The organism is Paractinoplanes atraurantiacus (assembly GCF_900215205.1).
In the GTDB taxonomy this organism is placed as follows: Bacteria; Actinomycetota; Actinomycetes; order Mycobacteriales; family Micromonosporaceae; genus Actinoplanes; species Actinoplanes atraurantiacus.
Window position 1 is genome coordinate 66,849 of the sequence record NZ_OBDY01000013.1, and the last position, 17,498, is coordinate 84,346.

17 protein-coding genes are annotated in these 17,498 nt (G+C 70.3%); 7 read left to right on the top strand and 10 right to left on the bottom strand.

Features of this window, described 5'->3' with window-relative positions; all coding sequences use genetic code 11:
- Positions 1–24: 24 nt before the first annotated feature.
- Genes CRP55_RS26995 through CRP55_RS27010 form a run of 4 tightly spaced genes read right to left on the bottom strand, consistent with a single transcriptional unit; the run spans position 25 to position 5,166 of the window.
- Positions 25–2,004, bottom strand: a complete 1,980-nt coding sequence (locus tag CRP55_RS26995) for a beta-galactosidase (protein ID WP_097322935.1) — start codon at positions 2,002–2,004, stop codon at positions 25–27.
- Positions 2,001–3,347 carry an ABC transporter substrate-binding protein gene (locus CRP55_RS27000; RefSeq protein WP_097322936.1) on the bottom strand — a complete coding sequence of 449 codons (1,347 nt, stop codon included), beginning with the start codon at positions 3,345–3,347 and terminating at the stop codon, positions 2,001–2,003. Before CRP55_RS27000 ends, CRP55_RS26995 begins: the two co-directional genes overlap by 4 nt.
- An 11-nt stretch (positions 3,348–3,358) precedes the next feature.
- The gene (locus tag CRP55_RS27005; RefSeq protein WP_097322937.1) at positions 3,359–4,276 is read right to left on the bottom strand and encodes a carbohydrate ABC transporter permease; all 918 of its coding nucleotides are present in this window, start codon (positions 4,274–4,276) and stop codon (positions 3,359–3,361) included.
- Positions 4,276–5,166: a carbohydrate ABC transporter permease gene (locus tag CRP55_RS27010; RefSeq protein WP_097323092.1), complete on the bottom strand. Its 891-nt coding sequence runs from the start codon at positions 5,164–5,166 to the stop codon at positions 4,276–4,278. The genes CRP55_RS27005 and CRP55_RS27010 overlap by 1 nt, the downstream gene beginning before the upstream one ends.
- Before the next feature lie 161 nt (positions 5,167–5,327).
- Here CRP55_RS27010 and CRP55_RS27015 point away from each other — a divergent pair, with 161 nt between their 5' ends.
- Positions 5,328–6,317, top strand: a complete 990-nt coding sequence (locus tag CRP55_RS27015) for a LacI family DNA-binding transcriptional regulator (protein ID WP_097322938.1) — start codon at positions 5,328–5,330, stop codon at positions 6,315–6,317.
- On the opposite strand, the gene CRP55_RS27020 is transcribed toward CRP55_RS27015, so the two are convergent.
- The 5 genes from CRP55_RS27020 to CRP55_RS27040 form a co-directional block, all read right to left on the bottom strand.
- Complete coding sequence (locus tag CRP55_RS27020) at positions 6,314–7,651, bottom strand: RNA polymerase sigma factor (RefSeq protein WP_097322939.1); 1,338 nt, start codon at positions 7,649–7,651, stop codon at positions 6,314–6,316. The two genes, CRP55_RS27015 and CRP55_RS27020, sit on opposite strands and share 4 nt — an antisense overlap.
- Positions 7,648–7,971, bottom strand: a complete 324-nt coding sequence (locus CRP55_RS27025) for a YciI family protein (protein ID WP_097323093.1) — start codon at positions 7,969–7,971, stop codon at positions 7,648–7,650. Before CRP55_RS27025 ends, CRP55_RS27020 begins: the two co-directional genes overlap by 4 nt.
- A gap of 55 nt (positions 7,972–8,026) precedes the next feature.
- Positions 8,027–8,419 (bottom strand): DUF1810 domain-containing protein, encoded by a 393-nt coding sequence (locus CRP55_RS27030; RefSeq protein ID WP_342751579.1) that lies wholly within the window; start codon positions 8,417–8,419, stop codon positions 8,027–8,029.
- Positions 8,379–8,987: a hypothetical protein gene (locus CRP55_RS27035; RefSeq protein WP_097322941.1), complete on the bottom strand. Its 609-nt coding sequence runs from the start codon at positions 8,985–8,987 to the stop codon at positions 8,379–8,381. The genes CRP55_RS27030 and CRP55_RS27035 overlap by 41 nt, the downstream gene beginning before the upstream one ends.
- 96 nt (positions 8,988–9,083) lie before the next feature.
- Positions 9,084–10,514, bottom strand: coding sequence for a flavin-containing monooxygenase (locus CRP55_RS27040; protein ID WP_097322942.1), 1,431 nt, complete (start codon positions 10,512–10,514; stop codon positions 9,084–9,086).
- A 132-nt stretch (positions 10,515–10,646) separates the two neighbouring features.
- On the opposite strand from CRP55_RS27040, the gene CRP55_RS27045 reads away from it, so the two are divergent.
- On the top strand, positions 10,647–11,243 hold the full coding sequence (locus CRP55_RS27045) for a hypothetical protein (RefSeq protein ID WP_097322943.1): 597 nt from the start codon (positions 10,647–10,649) through the stop codon (positions 11,241–11,243).
- A gap of 308 nt (positions 11,244–11,551) precedes the next feature.
- Here the strand turns inward: CRP55_RS27045 and CRP55_RS27050 are convergent, their stop codons facing one another.
- Positions 11,552–12,280, bottom strand: a complete 729-nt coding sequence (locus tag CRP55_RS27050) for an alpha/beta fold hydrolase (RefSeq protein WP_245923392.1) — start codon at positions 12,278–12,280, stop codon at positions 11,552–11,554.
- An 84-nt stretch (positions 12,281–12,364) separates the two neighbouring features.
- On the opposite strand from CRP55_RS27050, the gene CRP55_RS27055 reads away from it, so the two are divergent.
- The 5 genes from CRP55_RS27055 to CRP55_RS27075 are packed head-to-tail and all read left to right on the top strand — an operon-like array spanning position 12,365 to position 17,185.
- On the top strand, positions 12,365–14,038 hold the full coding sequence (locus CRP55_RS27055) for a GMC oxidoreductase (RefSeq protein WP_097322944.1): 1,674 nt from the start codon (positions 12,365–12,367) through the stop codon (positions 14,036–14,038).
- A gap of 21 nt (positions 14,039–14,059) precedes the next feature.
- Positions 14,060–15,391: a serine/threonine-protein kinase gene (locus CRP55_RS27060; RefSeq protein ID WP_097322945.1), complete on the top strand. Its 1,332-nt coding sequence runs from the start codon at positions 14,060–14,062 to the stop codon at positions 15,389–15,391.
- Between the two features lie 24 nt (positions 15,392–15,415).
- The gene (locus CRP55_RS27065) at positions 15,416–15,829 is read left to right on the top strand and encodes a PadR family transcriptional regulator (protein WP_097322946.1); all 414 of its coding nucleotides are present in this window, start codon (positions 15,416–15,418) and stop codon (positions 15,827–15,829) included.
- Positions 15,826–16,719 carry a hypothetical protein gene (locus CRP55_RS27070; protein ID WP_097322947.1) on the top strand — a complete coding sequence of 298 codons (894 nt, stop codon included), beginning with the start codon at positions 15,826–15,828 and terminating at the stop codon, positions 16,717–16,719. The genes CRP55_RS27065 and CRP55_RS27070 overlap by 4 nt, the downstream gene beginning before the upstream one ends.
- Complete coding sequence (locus tag CRP55_RS27075) at positions 16,712–17,185, top strand: GNAT family N-acetyltransferase (RefSeq protein ID WP_097322948.1); 474 nt, start codon at positions 16,712–16,714, stop codon at positions 17,183–17,185. The genes CRP55_RS27070 and CRP55_RS27075 overlap by 8 nt, the downstream gene beginning before the upstream one ends.
- Positions 17,186–17,498 lie beyond the last annotated feature (313 nt).

Below are 17,498 nucleotides of genomic sequence, written 5' to 3' on the forward strand. Positions count from 1 at the left end.
CTCCGGGATGCTCCCCTGCTTGCCTCAGGCGGGCAGGACCGCCACACCGCGGGCGGCCAGCGTCGGCTCCGGGCCGCCGAGCGAGCTGATGTCCAGCTGCTCGTCGGTGCGGTTGACGACGAAGCGGACGCCCTCGCGGACGGTCAGCTCGACCCGGCCGCGCAGTTCCGACGGGAGTTCGCTGACCACGCCGGCCCGGCCGGCCAGGTCCTTCAGCAGCGGCGCGAGCGCGTTCGGGGCCAGCTTGGTCGAGACGTACGAGGCCGAGCCCTGACCGGCCGCGCGGCGGGTGACCGCCGGGCGCCCGGCGTAGTCGCCGGTCTTGTACGTGGCCAGCACCTCGGTGGCCGGGTCGATCAGGTCGATCCGGTCGCTCCACAGCGTGCCCTCGAGTCCGTCCGAGAGCGCCACCGTGTCGCCCGCCAGCAGCGGCGCGAACTCCTCGATCCGCAGGCCGAGCAGGTCACGCAGCGGGCCCGGGTAGCCGCCGAGCCAGATGTGGTCGTTCTCGTCGACGATGCCCGAGAAGTACGTCGCCACGAGGTGGCCGCCGTTCTCCACGAACGCGGTCAGGCGGTCGGCGAGGGCCGACGGCATCACATGCAGGATCGGCGCCACGACCAAGTCGTAGCCGTCGAACGACGCCGAGGCCGGCAGCACGTCGACCCGGACGCCCAGGTCCAGGAACGTCGTGTACCAGTCCAGCGCCTCCTGCTTGTACTTCAGCAGCTCGGTCGGGTGCGAGTCCTGCTCGGAGGCCCACCAGGACTCCCAGTCGAACAGGATCGCCGCCTTCGCCGGCGTGCGGCGCTTGCCCTGCACGTACGACAGCTCGCGCAGCCGCTCGCCGAGGGCCACGACGTCACGGAACAGCTGGCTGTCGGTGCCCGCGTGCGGCACCATCCCTGAGTGGTACTTCTCGGCGCCCGCCCGCGACTGCCGCCACTGGAAGTAGCAGACCGCGTCGGCGCCGTGCGCCACGTGGGTCAGCGCGTCGCGGGACAGCTCACCGGGCCGCTTGGCCAGGTTGACCGGCTGCCAGTTGACCGCGCTGGTCGAGTGCTCCATCAGGAACCACGGCCGGCCGCCGGCGATGTTGCCGGTCAGGTTGGCCGAGAACGACAGCTCGTCCAGGCTCTGCGCGCCGGGCAGCCGGTAGTGGTCGTTCGAGACGAAGTCGACCTCGGCCGCCCAGTCCGCGTAGTTCATGCCCTTGGTCTCGCCCATCACCATGAAGTTGGTGGTGACCGGGACGTCCGGGGTGAGCTCGCGCAGGATCTCCCGCTCGGCCCGCAGGTAGTCCTTGAGCACGTCGGAGGAGAACCGCTTGAAGTCGAACTGCTGGGTCGGGTTCGGGAAGGACGCGGCCAGCCGCGGCGGCAGGATCTCGTCCCACTCGCCGTAACGCTGCGCCCAGAAGGCCGTGCCCCACGCCTCGTTCAGCGCCTCGACCGTTCCGTAGCGGTGGCGCAGCCAGACCCGGAAGGCCTGCGCCGCGTCCTCGGAGTAGTCGTAGATGTTGTGGCAGCCCAGCTCGTTCGAGACGTGCCAGGCGACCAGCGCGGGGTGGTCGGCGTACCGCTGCGCCATGGTGCGGACCAGGCGCAGCGCGTACTCCCGGAAGACCGGCGAGGTGGGCCGCCAGTGCTGGCGGCCTCCCTGCCAGAGGATCTGCCCCTCGTGGTTGACGGGCAGGATCTCCGGGTGTGCGGTGGTCAGCCACGGCGGCGGTGATGCCGTCGCCGTGGCCAGGTCGACCGAGATCCCGTTGGCGTGGAGCAGGTCCATCACCTCGTCGAGCCAGGCGAAGTCGTACCGGCCGTCGGCCGGTTCGATCCGGGCCCACGAGAAGATGGCGAGGGAGACGATGGTGACGCCGGCCTCACGCATGGCGCGGACGTCCTCGTCCCACACCTCCCTCGGCCACTGCTCCGGGTTGTAGTCCGCGCCGTACTCGAGTCGCGAGCCCGTGCGCAGCCAGCGGGGTGTCACTGAGTTGCTCATTTAACGGTGAAGCCCTGCTCGTTGCCGTACTTCGCGGACTGGTCCTGCCACGCCTTGAGGCCGTCGGCCAGGGTGGTGCTGGAGACGTACGCCTTGCCGGCGGTGTCGTTGAAGATGCTGTTCGAGTAGACCTGGAACGGCAGGTAGGTCCAGCCGGTCACCACGTTCTGCGACGACTTGGCGAAGATCTCGTTGGCCTTCTGGCCGCCGAAGTACTTGAACTCGGAGTTCAGGAACTTGGAGTCGCTGAGCTGCTTGGTGGTGGCCGGGAAGGCGCCACCGTCGACGCGGATCTGCACGCCGTCACCGTCGTTGGCGAACTTGGTGAAGCCGTACGCCAGGGCCTGGTTGTTGTTGAGGCCCTTGTTCATCAGCGACAGGGCGCTGCCGCCGTTCTCGGCCGAGGCGTTGGCGCCCGCGGTCCACTGCGGCATGTCGGCCACGCGCCACTTGCCGGAGGCGGCGGGGGCGCTGGAGACGAAGTTCGCGGGCATCCAGGCGCCGGTGGCGATGGTGGCGATGGTGTCGTTCTGCATGCCCTGGAACCACTGGTCGGACCAGCTGGAGATGGGGGCGATCAGCTTCTCGGTGATCAGCGTCTGCCAGACCTGCTCGAACTTCTTCGAGCCCTCGTCGGAGAAGTTGATCGTGACGTTGGTGCCGTCGACGGTGTACGGCTTGCCGCCGGCCTGCCAGATCATCGAGGTGGTGAAGCCCGCGTCACCGGTGTCGTTGGTGATGTAGGCCTTCGGGTCGGCCTTGTGCAGCTTGCGGGCCGCGTCGAGGTACTCGTCCCAGGTGGTGGGGACCTTGATGCCGTACTTGTCGAAGACGTTCTTGTTGTAGTACAGCGCCATGGGGCCGGAGTCCATCGGCAGGCCGTAGGCGACGTTGCTCGAGTGGACCGAGTTCCACGGGCCCGGAGCGAAGTCGGCCTTGAGGTTCTCGGCGCCGAAGCCGGTCAGGTCGGTCAGCGACTTGCCCAGCGCGAACTGCGGCAGCGCGTAGTACTCGATCTGCGCGACGTCCGGGATGCCCTTGCCGGCGGCCACGGCGTTCTGCAGGGCGGTGTACTGGTCGTTGCCGGTGCCGGCGTTGACCAGGTCGACCTTGACGTTCGGGTACTTCTTCTGGAACTCGGTGACGACGTTCTTCAGGGTGGGCTCCCAGGCCCACACCGTCAGGTTGCCGCCCTTCTCCAGCGCCGCGGTGACGTCGGCGTCGGAGACGGTCGAGGACGAGCCGGACGAGCTGGAGTCGTCGTCGCCACCACCGCAGGCGGCGAGGCCGAGGGACAGCAGGGCCGCGGTGGCCGCCGCCCCGACTTTCAGGAGCTTCGACATGTAAGGACCTTTCACTCTTTCACGGAGCCGGCGGACAAGCCGGACTGCCAATAGCGCTGAAGCAGGAGGAACGCCGCCAGGAGCGGCAGAATCGTGAGCAGCGAGCCGGTGATGACCAGGTTGTAGACGGCCTCACCGCCGGCGGTGGTCGACTGCGCGTTCCACGCGTTGAGGCCGACGGTCAGCGGGTACCAGTCCGGGTCCTTCAGCATGATCAGCGGCAGGAAGTAGTTGTTCCAGGTCGCGACGATGCTGAACAGGGCCACGGTGACGATGCCGGGGGCGAGCAGCGGGACGCTGATGCGGAAGAAGGTGCGGAACTCGCCCGCGCCGTCCATCCGGGCCGCCTCGAGCATCTCGTCCGGGATCGCCTGGGCGGCGAAGGTCCACATCAGGTACAGGCCGAACGGCGTGATCAGGGACGGGATGATCACGGCCCACGGCGTGTTGGTCAGGCCGAGCTTGCTGAACATGAGGAACGTCGGCACGGCCAGAGCGGTGCCGGGCACCGCGACCGCGCCGAGCACGATCGCGAAGACCGCGCGCTTGCCGACGAAATTGAACTTCGCCAGGCCGTAACCGGCGAGGGCGGCCAGCAGGGTCGCACCACCGGCGCCCACGACGACGTACAGCAGGGTGTTGCCGAACCACCGCAGGAAGATGCCGTCGTTGTAGGTGAAGGTGTCGTGGATGTTCTGCCAGAGCGCGAACTTGCCGTCCCGGTCGAACCAGAGGCCGAACGAGGTGAACAGGCCACCCTGCGTCTTCGTCGAGTTGATCAGGAGCCAGCCGAGCGGCACCAGCGAGTAGACCGCCATGAGAGCGGTCAGGACGGTCAGGGTGACGCTGCCCTTGCGCCGCTTCTTGTTCCGCGCCGACTCACGCACCGTGAGCGGCTTGGCCGAGCGGGTTTCCACCGAGGTCGTCATCAGCTCTCCCGGTTTCCGCGCAGCTGCACGACGTAGGCGATGACCATGGTGATGATGCCCATGATGATCGCGACCGTGGCGGCGTAGTTGTACTGCTGACCCGAGAAGGACAGCTGGTAGGCGTACAGGTTCGGGGTGAAGTACGTGGTGATCGCGTTCGGCGCGAGCGGCTGCAGGATGACCGGCTCGGTGAACAGCTGGAAGCTGCCGATGATCGAGAAGATGGTCGCGATCGACAGCGCGCCCCGGATCGCCGGCAGCTTGATCGACCGGATGATCCGGAACTGCCCGGCGCCGTCGAGCGCGGCCGACTCGTACAGGGAGCCCGGGATGACCCGCAGCGCCGAGTAGAAGATCAGCATGTTGTAGCCGATGAACTCCCACGTCACGATGTTGCCGATGGACGCGAGCGCGAGGTGGGGGGACAGCGGATTCGGCAGCGAGATGTTGAACGCGTCGTTGATGTTGCCGACGAGACCGAACTGATCGCCGTAGATGAAGCCCCACATCAGCGTCGCGACCACCGCCGGCACCGCGTACGGCAGGAAGATCGAGACCCGGAAGAACGCCTTGCCGTACAGCCGCCCGCTGTCGATGGCCAGGGCCACGACCAGGGCCAGGATCAGCATGATCGGCACCTGGACGACCAGGAAGATCGCGACCCGGCCGAACGACTCCCAGAACTGACTGTCCTGGAACAGCCGGGTGTAGTTGTCCAGGCCCACGAACGAGTTGCCGCCGATAAGCTGGTTGCGATACAGGCTCAGGTAGATCGAGTACACGATCGGCGCCAGGAAGACCAGCGCGAAGATCAGCATGAACGGGCCGACGAACTGCCAGCCTCGCCAGGAGCGGCGCCGGCGTGCCACCGCCGGCTGGAGGACCGCCATGGTCACCCTCTCAGTGATGCGATGATGTTTACGTAAACATCATGCACCGATGTCGTTCGATGTTTCTTCTTGTTTTCGAATGTTCGATGTTTACGTAAACATCGTGAGTGCGATAGTGTCACCGCGTGCGATCGTCGTCAAGCAGTGTTCGGCGAGTTTCCATGGCGGATGTGGCCCGGCTGGCCGGTGTCTCATCCCAGACGGTGTCGCGCGTCTCGAACGGGCACCCCGGTGTCGTCGATGCGACGCGGCAACAGGTCCTCGACGCGATGAAGGAGCTGGGCTACCGCCCCAACAGCGCCGCGCGCGCCCTCAAGCGCGGCGAGTTCCGCACCATCGGCGTCATCCTCTTCACCCTCGCCACCACCGGTAACAGCCGCACGGTCGAGGCTATCGCCAACCATGCCGCCGAGCAGGGATATGCGATAACGCTGATCCCGGTGGCCAGCCCCACCCAGGACGGCGTGCTCGGCGCCTTCACCCGCCTCGGCGAGCTGGCCGTCGACGGCGTCATCGTGATCATGGAAGTCCACCTGCTCGACGCGGTCGCCTTGGAGCTGCCGCCGGGCGCGCAGGTGGTGGTGGTCGACTCCGACGCCGGCGACCGTTACCCGGTGGTCGACACCGACCAGGCCGACGGCGCCCGCCAGGCGGTCAGCCACCTGCTCGAGCTCGGCCACCACACGGTCCGGCACGTCAGCGGGCCGGCCGAGTCGTTCTCGGCCGGGCGGCGGGCCCAGGCCTGGCGCGACGTGCTGACCGAGGCCGGCCGCCCGGTGCCGCCCATGCTGCAGGGCGACTGGTCGGCCGAGTCCGGCTACCGGGCCGGCCTCGAGATCGCCGCCGACCCGTCCTGCACGGCGGTCTTCACGGCCAACGACCAGATGGCCCTGGGCGTGCTGCGGGCCCTGCACGAGCGCGGCCGCCGCGTCCCCGAGGACGTCAGCGTGGTCGGCTTCGACGACATCCCCGACGCGGTCTCCTACCTGCCCCCGCTGACCACCATCCACCAGGACTTCGCCGAGATGGGCCGCCGCTGCGTCGACCGCCTCCTGCACCAGATCCGCGGCGAGGCGTCCCCACCCGGCCGGGCCCTGGTGCCGACCAGGCTCGTCACCCGCGAGAGCACGGCCCCACCGCCCGCCTCCTAAGCCAGTTGGCCGCGGCGCCGGGTGAGGTAGGCGATCTCGGCGGTGTTGCCGGCCGACGCGATCGCCCGGTCGTACGCGGCCCGCGCCTCAGCGCCGCGGCCGAGCCGGCGCAGCAGGTCGGCGCGGGTCGCGTGGAAGGCGTGGTAACCGGCCAGCCGTCCGTCGAGGCGGTCGACGACGGCCAGGGCCTTCTCGGGGCCCTCGAGCTCGGCGACCGCGACGGCCCGGTTGAGGGCGACGATCGGCGACGGGTCCAGGACGGCGAGCTGGTCGTAGAGGGCGACGATCTGCGACCAGTCGGTGTCGGGGAAGGCACGGGCGTCGGTGTGTACGGCGTTGATCGCGGCCAGGATCTGGTATCGGCCCGGCGCGACCCCGCTGGCCAGCCGCTCCCGCACGAGCCGGTGCCCTTCGGCGATCAGCCCCGCGTCCCAGACCGACCGGTCCTGCTCGTCCAGCGGGATCAGCTCACCACCGGGCGCGACCCGCGCCGCCCGCCGGGCCTCGGTGAGCAGCATCAGCGCCAGCAGCCCGGCCACCTCACCGCGCTCACCGCCGCCCCGGTCGCCGCCGCGCTCACCGCCTCCGCCGCGCTCACCGCCTCCGCCGCACTCACCGCCTCCGCCGCGCTCACCGCCTCCGGGGTCGCCTCCGCCGCGGCCATCGCCGTCGCCGCTGATCAGGCCGTGGAGCAGGCGCGTCAGGCGGATCGCCTCGGCCGTCAGCTCGGGCCGGACCGGATCGGCGCCGGGCCCGCTCGGCAGATAGCCCTCGTTGAAGACCAGGAACAGCACAGCGAGCACGCCGGACAGGCGGGCCGGGAGATCTTCGGCCGCGGGCACCCGGTACGGGATCCGGGCCGCCTTGATCTTGGTCTTGGCCCGGGTGATGCGCTGCCCCATCGCCGTCTCGCCGACCAGGAAGGCCCGCGCGATCTCGGCCACGGTCAGCCCGCCCACCATGCGCAGGGTCAGCGCCACCCGCGTCTCCATGGCGAGCGCCGGATGACAACACGTGAAGATCAGCCGGAGCCGCTCGTCGCCGACGGCACCGATCGGCTCGGGCGGCCCGTCGTCGTACAGCATCAGCGCCTCCCGCTGTTTGCCGTCGCGTTTGCTCTCCCGCCGGAGCCGGTCGACCGCCTTGCGGTTCGCCGTCGTCGTCAGCCAGGCCCCCGGATTCGGCGGCACCCCGTCGGCCGGCCACCGTTCGACCGCGGTCGCGAAGGCTTCGGCCGCCGCCTCCTCGGCAACGTCCAGGTCGCCGTAGCGCCGGCAGAGCGTGGCGACCACGCGGGCCCACTCGTCGCGATAGGCCGCCGCCACCGCGCTCACAGGAACGGCCGCACCTCGACCCTCCGGTTGCAGGCCCGCGACCCGGCGGCGGCCAGCTTCAGCGCCACGTCGAGGTCGTCGGCCTCCATCACCCAGAACCCGGCCATGTACTCCTTGGTCTCCACGAACGGCCCGTCGGTGACCAGTGGCTCCGCACCCCGGTTGTCGATCACCGTCGCCGTGCTGGGCGCGGCCAGCCCGCCCGCGAACACCCAGTGCCCCTGGGCTCGAAGCCCTTCGTTGAACACGTCGATAGCGGCCATCTCTTCTTCGGTGCCGGAGTTGCTCTTGTCATCGATCACAGAAACCAGATACTGCACGGTCATCTCCCTCGGTCATCTGTGCAACGAACGCCCCGGCTCCGATCCGACACCTTCAGCTAAGCAATTCTTCGGTACGGGGGTCGGGCTCGCCGCCGTAGTACTTGTCCAGAACCGAGCCGAAGACCGCCTGCTCCGGCGCCGCCCGGCGAAAGAGCGTCATGGACGACCGGGCCTTGAGGTTGTCCGGATACCCGAAGAGCTGATCGGCGGTAGCCGCCGGCGACGCCACCACGGCCTCGGCGATCTCGACCAGCCGGGCGCCGAGCACAGGATGGGCGAGGTAGTCCCGAGCCTCGTCCAGATCACGGATCGCATAGAACTGCGCCGTGTAACTGGACCCCAGCCCGGCCAGCTGCGGAAACACGAACCACATCCAGTGCGTCCGCTTGCGCCCCTGCCTGATCTCATCCAGCGCCTCGTCGTAGACGCCCTTCTGCGCTGACACGAACCTGTCCAAGTCCGGCATCGTCCCCACCCCGTCCCGCGCGTAGTCGCCGAGCCTGATATTGCCCGCCCCGACCCGATCCAGGCTTGAGGTCGGCCGGGGTGACGATGCGGCGCGCCTCGGCGATGACCTCGGCGTCGAGGTCCTGCTCGGTGGTGTCACTGAATTCGACGAAGTCGTAGGCGTCATCGAGTTCAACCAGCCGGTCGGCGAGCTCCAGCGTTCCAGGACCGAAAGTCTGGTATGCCCACACCGTCAGCGCGCTGGGCTCCATCGCACCGGTCAGGACCCGCCGGGCCAGCGTCTTCACCGCGGCTTCGGCACCCGCCCGGCTGCCCGGCGGGTAGTAGACCAGACCGACATCGCTGAGGGCCGCTTCGAGCAGCTCGGGGACCTCCATGTCGGCGTCGCGGGATCGCACGCCGGCGAGCATGGCGAGAGTCGTGCCGTCGTGGCCGGTGACGAGCAGGTCGCAGGCCGCTTCGACAAGTTCAGCGGACGTGACGTACCCGACGCTCCACAGTGCGGCAGCGTCACGGGCCCGGTCGGCGGCTTCGGCGGGTTCCACGGTCCTATGGTGAAGGAGGTCGCCGGGTTTCTCGCGCGAATATCTGACGAGCATCGGCCGGCTTGAACCGGCAACGCGGGTCAGCGTCTACCGGCCTCAATTTGAGTAGTCGGCCGGGTTGAGGCGGGCCGTGCGGCGCTTGTATTCCGACGCCATGCCGGGCCAGTTGGTGACGATGCGGCCGGAGGCGTTGCGATACCAGTTCTGGCAGGCGGTCCACACCGAACCCGACAAGCGCTGCTGGATCTCGGCGTCGTAGGCGGCGGCTACGTCACGGCGTACCTCCAAAGGCGGTGAACCGCGCGCGAGAAGGCGGACGGCCTGGACCAGATAGCGGGCCTGGCACTCGTGGAAATAGAGCACCGACGTGTTGCCGGTGTTGGTGTTCGGGCCGTACATCAAGAAGAGGTTGGGGAAGCCGGGGACCGTCATGCCGAGATGGGCGTACGCGCCGTCGCGCCACTCCTCGTCGAGGCTGCCCTCGCGGCCGATGATCTTCAGTGGCGTGACCAGGTCGGAGGCGGCGAAACCGGTGGCGTAGACGAGCAGGTCGCACGGGTGGGAGACGCCGTCGGCCGTGCGGACGCCGTCGGCGGTGACCTCGACGATCTTCTCGGTGACCAGGCTGACGTCGTCGCGCGCGAGGGCGGGCAGCCACGCGCTGGTGAACAGGACCCGCTTGCAGCCCATCGGCTCGTCGGGGGTGACCGCGGCCCGCAGCTCGGGGTCACGCACCTGCCAGCGGCGTTGCACGGCCGAGACCGTCCGCAGCAGCGCGCCTGAGGCACGACGGCCGAGCAGCGCCCGGCCGGTCACGATGGTCATCGCCCAGACACCGGCCCGCGGGAGACCCATCAGGAACGGGATTTTGGTGTACGCCGCGCGGCGGCCCACGCCGTACCGGCGGTCGGGCCTCGGCAGCGTCCAGGGGGCCGTGCGCTGGAAGACGGTCACGTGCGCGGCGCGGCCGGCGATGGCGGGGACGAGCTGGATGGCGCTCGCTCCCGTGCCGATGACGGCCACGCGGCAGCCGTCGATCGGGAGGCCGGGGCGCCAGCGGGCGGTGTGCACGGCCGGGCCCTCGAAACGCTCGGCCCCGGGCAGCGACGGGACAACCGGTTTGGTGAGCTGCCCGACCGCCGGGACGAGCACGTCGGCCTCGATCCGCTCGCCGCCGGCGGTGGTGATCACCCAGCGGTCGTCGTCCCAGCGGGCCTCGACCACATCGGTGTTCGGCCGCACCCGCCTCGTGATGTCGCGCTCGTCGGCGACCCGGCGCAGGTAGCCGAAGATCTCGTGGTGAGGCGGGAAGCGGCGGCTCCAGACCGGGTTTGGGGCGAAGGAGTACGAATACAGGGGCGCGGGCACGTCGCACGCGCACCCGGGATAGGTGTTGTCGCGCCAGACGCCGCCGATCTCGGCCGCCCGCTCGAGCAGGACGACGTCGGTGAACCCGGCGCCGAGCAGCGCCGAGGCGGCGGCGATGCCGCCGAAACCGGCTCCGATGACGACCACTCGCGGGTTCATGGGGCGAAATTATCAGCTTGTTGGCGGGGTGCCAATAGGCCTTCGGCGAGTCGTGTCGGCACTCGGCTCTCCCGCGTGTCGGACTCGGCAAACGTGTTCAATGGCCGCTTCGGCAGCACTGAGGAGGGGTCGATGACCAAGGTGAAGATCGGGTCCGGCGTTCACGAGATGTTCGCCGGGGCGGCAGCGGCCGCCGGCACCAGTGTCGGTCAGTGGCTGACCGCGGCGGGCCGGCGTCAGGCTCTCGCCGACGCCGCGGTTCAGGGTCAGCCGGGCGCGAGGATCGTGCCGGTTCCCGTCTCCGCCGCCACCGCCGCGCTCCTCGACGAGCAGGCCGCCCGCTCCGGCACGCCCGACTGGGCCTGCGCGGCGCGGCTGGTCCACGATGTGCTGGCCGCCCCGGTCGTCGATCCGGAAGAATTGTGGTCCGAGGTCGTCGCCTCGATCGGCCGGCCGGCCCACCTCGAACAGGTGGGTATCGACACGATTGTCGGCAACACCGTCCTGCTGGTCGCCGCCGACGCGTTCACCCGCGACGTGGTCGAGACACGCCTGCGCCCGTCGATCGCCGAGGCCCTGTCCCGCCGGCTCGGCCGCCGCATGCAGGTCGCCGTCATCGTCGAGGAACCCCCGCTCCGCGCCCCGGCCCGCCGGGATGAGCTCGCACGGGCGCGGGAGGCGGCTCGCGAACTGCTCCAGTTCCTCAGCAGCAGGGCAACCGCAACCTGACGGCACGGCCCCAGGCACGGACCTCGGCGTCCGGATGAAAGGCGCGCGCCACGGCAACCGCCACCGTGGCGCGCCGCCCGAGGCGAAGGCAGGCCGGCCGGAGCGGGAACGCGGCGCCCGAGGCGAAGGCAGGCCGGCCCGAGCGGGAACCGCGCCGTCCGAGGCGAAGGCAGGCCGGCCGGAGCGGGGACCGCGTCGTCCGAGGCGAAGGCAGGCCGGCCCGAGCGGGAACCGCGTCGTTCGGCGCGAAGTCGGGCGGCACTACGCGGTCAGCTCGCTTCAAACAGGAGGCGGGCGTAGGTGCGCGGTCAGCTCGCCTCCAACAGGAGGCGGGCGCAGGTGCGCGGGTCGTCGGCGAACGGGAGGTGGCCACAACCGGGGAGGCGCACGTGGCGGGCGCGGGGCAGCAGCGCACGGGCCTTCGCCGACTGGCGGTAGGGCAGCACCAGGTCGCGGGTGCCCCAGGCGATCGTGACCGGGATGCCGTCGGCCATGCCCGGTCGGTAGCGCCACTCCCCCAGCCGCTTGCGGGCGGCGGCGAAGCCAGGCGCCGCCACCAGCGCCCGGGCGTCGGTCACACACTCGTCCGGGTCGAGGCGGCCCGGCTTGCCGTAGAAGACGCCGCACAGCGCGACCCGCCCCGGTGTCGTGCGCATCAGCCACGGCACCGCCGGCCCGAGCGCCGCTCCCCCGGCCCGCGCCGCGCTGACCACGCCCTGGCACCAGCGGGCGCCGACCGCGCCGAAGAACCCGACCGGCGAGAACGCCGTCACCGACCGGGCCAGACCGCGCCGGGCCAACTCGAGCGCGACCGCGCCGCCGAGCGAGCTGCCGCCCAGGGCCGGCCTCGTGACGCCGAGCTCGTCGAGGAACGCGGTCACCCGGTCGGCCAGGTAGGGCACGCCGCCGGGGCCACCGTCCGCTTTGGACGCGCCGAAGCCGGGCAGGTCGAGCGCGATCACGTCGTGCCGCTCGGCGACCGCGTCGAGGATCGGCTGCCACACCTGCCAGCGGCTGCCGATGCCGTGGATAAGCACGAGCGGACTTCCAGCGCCTTGCCGGTGAAAATTCACCACAGCCTCCTTGTTGACAGCCCGCCAACAACGGCGCCACCATACCCCATGACGTACGACTATGACGTCCTCGTCGTCGGCTCCGGCTTCGGCGGCAGCGTCAGCGCGCTGCGGCTCACCGAGAAGGGCTACCGGGTCGGTGTGCTCGAGGCCGGCCGCCGCTTCGCCGACGACGAGCTGCCGCAGACCTCGTGGCGGCTGCGCCGTTATGTGTACGCTCCGGCGCTGCACTGCTTCGGCATCCTGCGCCTCACGCTGCTCGACAACGTGCTCATCATGTCCGGCGCGGGCGTCGGCGGCGGCTCGCTCGGCTACGCCAACACGCTCTACGAACCGCCGGACACGTTCTTCGCCGACCCCCGCTGGTCGTCGGTCACCGACTGGAAAGCGGAGCTCGCGGGCCCGTACGACCAGGCCAAACGCATGCTCGGCGTGACGGTCAACCCCTTGGAGACGGCGTCGGACCGGGCGCTGCGATCGGTTGCGGTCGATCTCGGGGTGGGGCACACCTTCCGCCGTACGCCGGTAGGAGTGCTCTTCGGAAATCCCGGCCGTGACCCGGACAGCGGGGGCCACGCGGCCGTTCCCGACCCGTTCTTCGGCGGCGCCGGGCCGTCGCGGGCGGCCTGCACCCACTGCGGCGCCTGCATGACCGGCTGCCGCGTCGGCGCCAAGAACACCCTCGTCAAAAACTACCTCTATCTGGCCGAGCAGCGGGGCGCGGTCGTCTTCCCGTTGACGACCGTCACCGACGTACGACCGCTCCCGCAAGGGGGTTTCGAGGTCCGCACCCATCGCACCGGCGGCGTTCGCCGCCGCACCTTCACCGCCGGGCAGGTGATCTTCGCGGCCGGGGCTCTGGGTACGCAGCGGCTGCTGCACCGCTTGCGCGACCGCGGCTCCCTGCCGGGCGTGTCGGCGCGGCTGGGCGAGCTGAGCCGCACCAACTCGGAGTCGATCCTGGGCGCGCGCACCCGGCGGCGCGACGCCGACTACAGCCGCGGCGTGGCGATCACGTCGTCCATCCACGCCGACGCGTCGACCCACGTCGAACCGGTCCGCTACGGGCGCGGCAGCAACCTTCTGGCCCTGCTCGCGACCACGCTGGTGGACGACGCCGGTGGACGGTCGCGGCTGGTCACCGGGCTCCGCCAGCTCGTACGGGACAGGCGCGACCTACGGCTGCTGACGTCGCCGCGGCGGTGGTCGACCGAGACCGTGGTGCTGCTGGCCATGCAGGCCCTGGACAACTCGATCACGGTCTACCGCAAGCGGGGCCGGCTGCGCACCCGGCAGGGCATCGGCGAGCCCAACCCGGAATGGGTGCCGGCGGCGCACGATGTCGCCCGGCGGGTCGCGGCCAAGATCGACGGGGTGCCGCTGGGTGCCATGACCGAGCTCGCCGGGCGGCCGGTGACCGGGCATTTCCTCGGTGGCTGCGCGATAGGGACATCGGCCGAGACGGGGGTCGTCGATCCGTACCACCGAATGTTCGGTCATCCCGGCCTGCACGTGATCGACGGCTCGGCGGTGGCGGCCAACCTGGGCGTGAACCCGTCGCTGACCATCACGGCGATGGCCGAGCGGGCAGTGGCCCTGTGGCCGAACAAAGGGGACGTGGACGCGCGGCCGGCGCTCGGTTCGCCGTACGCCCGAATCAGCCCGGTCAAACCCGCCCAGCCGGCCGTTCCCGCCGATGCGCCGGGAGCGCTGCGGCTGTGAGGGCTGACCTACCATGCGGGCATGCCACAGTTCTCGGGCCGCGACGGCGGCGAGTGGGAGTACGACGACGCGAACGGCTCCGAGGGCGGCATGGGCGCGGTCTTCCACGGGAAGTCGCTGGTGGACGGTTCCCGCGTCGCCGTCAAGCGGGTCCGGCTGAAATGGGCCTCCACCCGGGCCGAGCGGGTCCGCGAGCGCGAGATCGAGGTCGGCGACCGGCTCACCGAGGCCGCCCGATCAGGTGACAGCACCGGCCATCTGGTGCTGCCGCTGGACATCGCGTTCGCCGGCGGCGACCTGCTGATCGTGATGCCGCTGGCCGACGGCTCCCTCGCCGACGACCTCACCGACGGCCCGCTCGCCCTCGACGCGGGGCTGACGGTGCTGCGGCAGGTGGCCGAAGGACTGGTCGAGCTGGCCGCCGTGTCGATCGCGCACCGCGACCTGAAACCGGGAAACGTGCTGCGCTTCGGCGACACGTGGAAGATCAGCGACTTCGGCCTGTCCCGGATTCTGACCGAGGTGACGGGCACGTACACGACGGGCGGCGGGGGAACCCTGCCGTACATGGCGCCCGAGGTGTGGACCGACCATCGGGGCACGGCGAAATCGGACCTGTACGCGCTGGGGGTTCTGGCGTACGAGGTCTTCACCGGGGAGCGCCCCTTTCCCGGCCCGTCCGAGGACGACTACGAGCGGCAGCATCTCACCGCCGCGCCTCCGAACACGCCGGGGTTGCCGCCGCGCCTGTCCCGGCTGCTCGCCCGGCTCGTGGCGAAGGCGCCGGCGGACCGGCCGCAGGACGCTCGGGCGGTCATCGAGGCCGTCGACAATTTGCGGCAGAAATTGACACCGGCGCAGGAGGGGCTGGTCGAGGACGTCCGCCGGCGCGAGGATTCGCGGCGCGACCGGGACATAGCGGCCAACGCCAAGGTGACCGCCGAAGAGCGCAGGAAGCAGGAGCGGCGCCAGGCGGTGGCCGACCTGGCCGCGATCCTCGAGGACGCCTTCGATGAGATCGTGGAGGCATTGCCGGACGCCCGGCTCGATGCCGGCACCTGCGAGATCACGGTCAGCGGCCTGCGAGTCCGCTTCCAGACCCTGAATCCCCTCGAATTGTCGGGACCGGGAAGCACGGTGTTGACCGCTGCAGCCATGAGCTATGCGCCGGGCGAGCAGCCGCTGCCCTATGAGAAGCGGAAAAGCTCGGCTCATGCGATGTTCACCTGTCGCCGCGTCGACGACCGTCTTCGCTGGACGGTCCAGACGTGGCCACTCTATGAGAGCGGGCCGGAACGCCCGCTGGACTCGGCGGCCGTCATCGACGTGTTGCGGGCGGCACTTCATAAGTAGTTCGCCTACATATATAGTTCGCCCATGCGTGAACCGACCTACTTCATCCTGGCCGCACTCCAGGAGGAGCCGCTGCACGGCTACGCGATCATCAAGCAGACGGAAGCCCTGTCCCGGGGCCGGGTGAAACCGGCGACCGGCACCCTCTACACAGCCCTCGACCGCCTGACCCACGAGGGCCTCGTCCAGGTGGTGAAGGAGGAGGTCGTCAACGGCCGCGCCCGGCGCTACTACGCCTTGACCCCCGACGGCCTCGCCGCCCTGAAAGCCGAAGCCGCCCACCTCGCCGAAGCCGCCCGCATCGTCACCGACCGCCCGGTCTCCGGCCCCTCGGGCCGTTTCGCCTTCCGCGCCGCTTCGCCCTTCTACGCCGTTCCCGGCCACCTTGTTTCGTCGCTCCGTGCCGCCGCCGACCGCAACAACGGCCGGCTCGCGTGAGCGCGGCCCTCGAGCGCCGGTACGCGCGCCTCCTTCGCCTTTATCCTTCCGATTACCAGCGCGACCGGGGCCCCGAGCTGCTGGCGACCCTCCTCGAGTCCACTTCGGATGGACGCACCAGTCCCCCGCTGCGGGAGACCACGGCGCTGATTCTGGGCGCCCTGCGCGCGCACGCCGGTCATCACCAGGGCGGCTGGCTCACTGCGTTCCGGGCTGCCGCTCTCATGCTGCTGGTCTACGACGTGGCCGACCGGGCGGTCGTCGTCACGAACGAAGCCCTGCGAGGCGGCCCGTCCCTCTGGTCACCGGCCGAGTCGCGCCTGACCCTCGCGGCCCTCACGCTCGGGCTTCTGGCGGTGGCGGCGGCACTGGCCAACCGCTTTCTCACCGCGATCGCCACGGCCGCGGCCGCCTTCATCCTGACGCTGATAGTCGCGAACTCCATGCACAGCCCCGTTTTCAGCGGCTTCTGGTGCTTCCCGCTGGCGATCGTCCTGCTGGTGCCACTGGTCCGTCGCCGCCCGGCACCGGCCACCGCGCTGCTGAGATACGCCCCGGCCCTGCCGCTCGTCCTGATCCTGACGTCGTTCTTTCCCAGCGTGTCGGGCATCCTTCACTTCGGCGCCGTGATGGCCCTCTTCCTGGGCAGCCTGCTCTGGCTGGCGATCGACGAGCGCTTGGCCATGGCCGCGGGCCTGTTCCTACAGAACACGGTCCTGATCCGGGCCGCCCTTCTCGCCGGCGAAGGCCTTCCCCCCTTTCCCGTCCTGGCGATCGAACTGGCGGTGACCGCCCTGCCACCGCTGGCCCTTCTGGTGACAGCCGGACTTGTCATACCCCGCTGGTACGGTCCGCCTCGACGACCGAACGGGGAGGCACAGAATGGCTGAGGTGGCGCTACGCCCGATCGAGGACGCCGATCTCGACGCCTTGTTCGACCAGATGAGAGATCCCGAGTCCGTCCACATGGCGGCCTTCACGGCCGACGACCCGAACGACCGCTCCGCCTTCGACGCCCACATGGCAAAAATCAGGGCGAGGGACGATGTCACCAACCGCATCATCACGCTCGACGGCCGCCTGGTCGGCAGCATCGCCGCCTTCGTCATCGAGGGCGACACCGAGGTCACATATTGGATCGACCGCGCCCATTGGGGCCAGGGCATAGCCGGCCAGGCTCTCGCCCTGCTCCTGGCCGAGGTCCCCACGCGCCCGATCCTGGCCCGGGCCGCGAGCGACAACGTGGGTTCACTCCGAGTCCTGCAAAAGGCCGGCTTCGCCGTGACAGGCACAGAGGCCGGGTACGCCAATGCCCGCCAAGCGGAAATCGAGGAGACCCTGCTACGCCTCGACTAACGGCCCGCCCACCCAGCCGCCTCATCAGACCGCCGCAGTCGCGCACCGCCGCCACCGACCGCCGCATCGCCCCTCATCCCGGGCGGCCCCGCATGCGAGCGGCCCCGCTCGCGAGAACGCCGTGTGCGAGCGGCACCGCGTGCGACAACCCGTGCGAGCGGCCCCGTGTGCGACAACCCGTGCGAGCGGCACCGCGTGCGGGCAACGCCGCGTGCGGGCAACGCCGCGTGCGGACAACGCCGCGTGCGGACAACGCCGCGTGCGGACAACGCCGCGTGCGGACAACGCCGCGTGCGGACAACGCCGCGTGCGG

What these genes read in the sequence shown, in the direction of transcription:
- CRP55_RS26995 (WP_097322935.1), bottom strand. Translation starts at nt 2,004, where the DNA reads ATGAGCAACTCAGTGACACCCCGCTGGCTGCGCACGGGCTCGCGACTC.
- CRP55_RS27000 (WP_097322936.1), bottom strand. Translation starts at nt 3,347, where the DNA reads ATGTCGAAGCTCCTGAAAGTCGGGGCGGCGGCCACCGCGGCCCTGCTG.
- CRP55_RS27005 (WP_097322937.1), bottom strand. Translation starts at nt 4,276, where the DNA reads ATGACGACCTCGGTGGAAACCCGCTCGGCCAAGCCGCTCACGGTGCGT.
- CRP55_RS27010 (WP_097323092.1), bottom strand. Translation starts at nt 5,166, where the DNA reads ATGGCGGTCCTCCAGCCGGCGGTGGCACGCCGGCGCCGCTCCTGGCGA.
- CRP55_RS27015 (WP_097322938.1), top strand. Translation starts at nt 5,328, where the DNA reads ATGGCGGATGTGGCCCGGCTGGCCGGTGTCTCATCCCAGACGGTGTCG.
- CRP55_RS27040 (WP_097322942.1), bottom strand. Translation starts at nt 10,514, where the DNA reads ATGAACCCGCGAGTGGTCGTCATCGGAGCCGGTTTCGGCGGCATCGCC.
- CRP55_RS27045 (WP_097322943.1), top strand. Translation starts at nt 10,647, where the DNA reads ATGACCAAGGTGAAGATCGGGTCCGGCGTTCACGAGATGTTCGCCGGG.
- CRP55_RS27055 (WP_097322944.1), top strand. Translation starts at nt 12,365, where the DNA reads ATGACGTACGACTATGACGTCCTCGTCGTCGGCTCCGGCTTCGGCGGC.
- CRP55_RS27060 (WP_097322945.1), top strand. Translation starts at nt 14,060, where the DNA reads ATGCCACAGTTCTCGGGCCGCGACGGCGGCGAGTGGGAGTACGACGAC.
- CRP55_RS27065 (WP_097322946.1), top strand. Translation starts at nt 15,416, where the DNA reads ATGCGTGAACCGACCTACTTCATCCTGGCCGCACTCCAGGAGGAGCCG.
- CRP55_RS27075 (WP_097322948.1), top strand. Translation starts at nt 16,712, where the DNA reads ATGGCTGAGGTGGCGCTACGCCCGATCGAGGACGCCGATCTCGACGCC.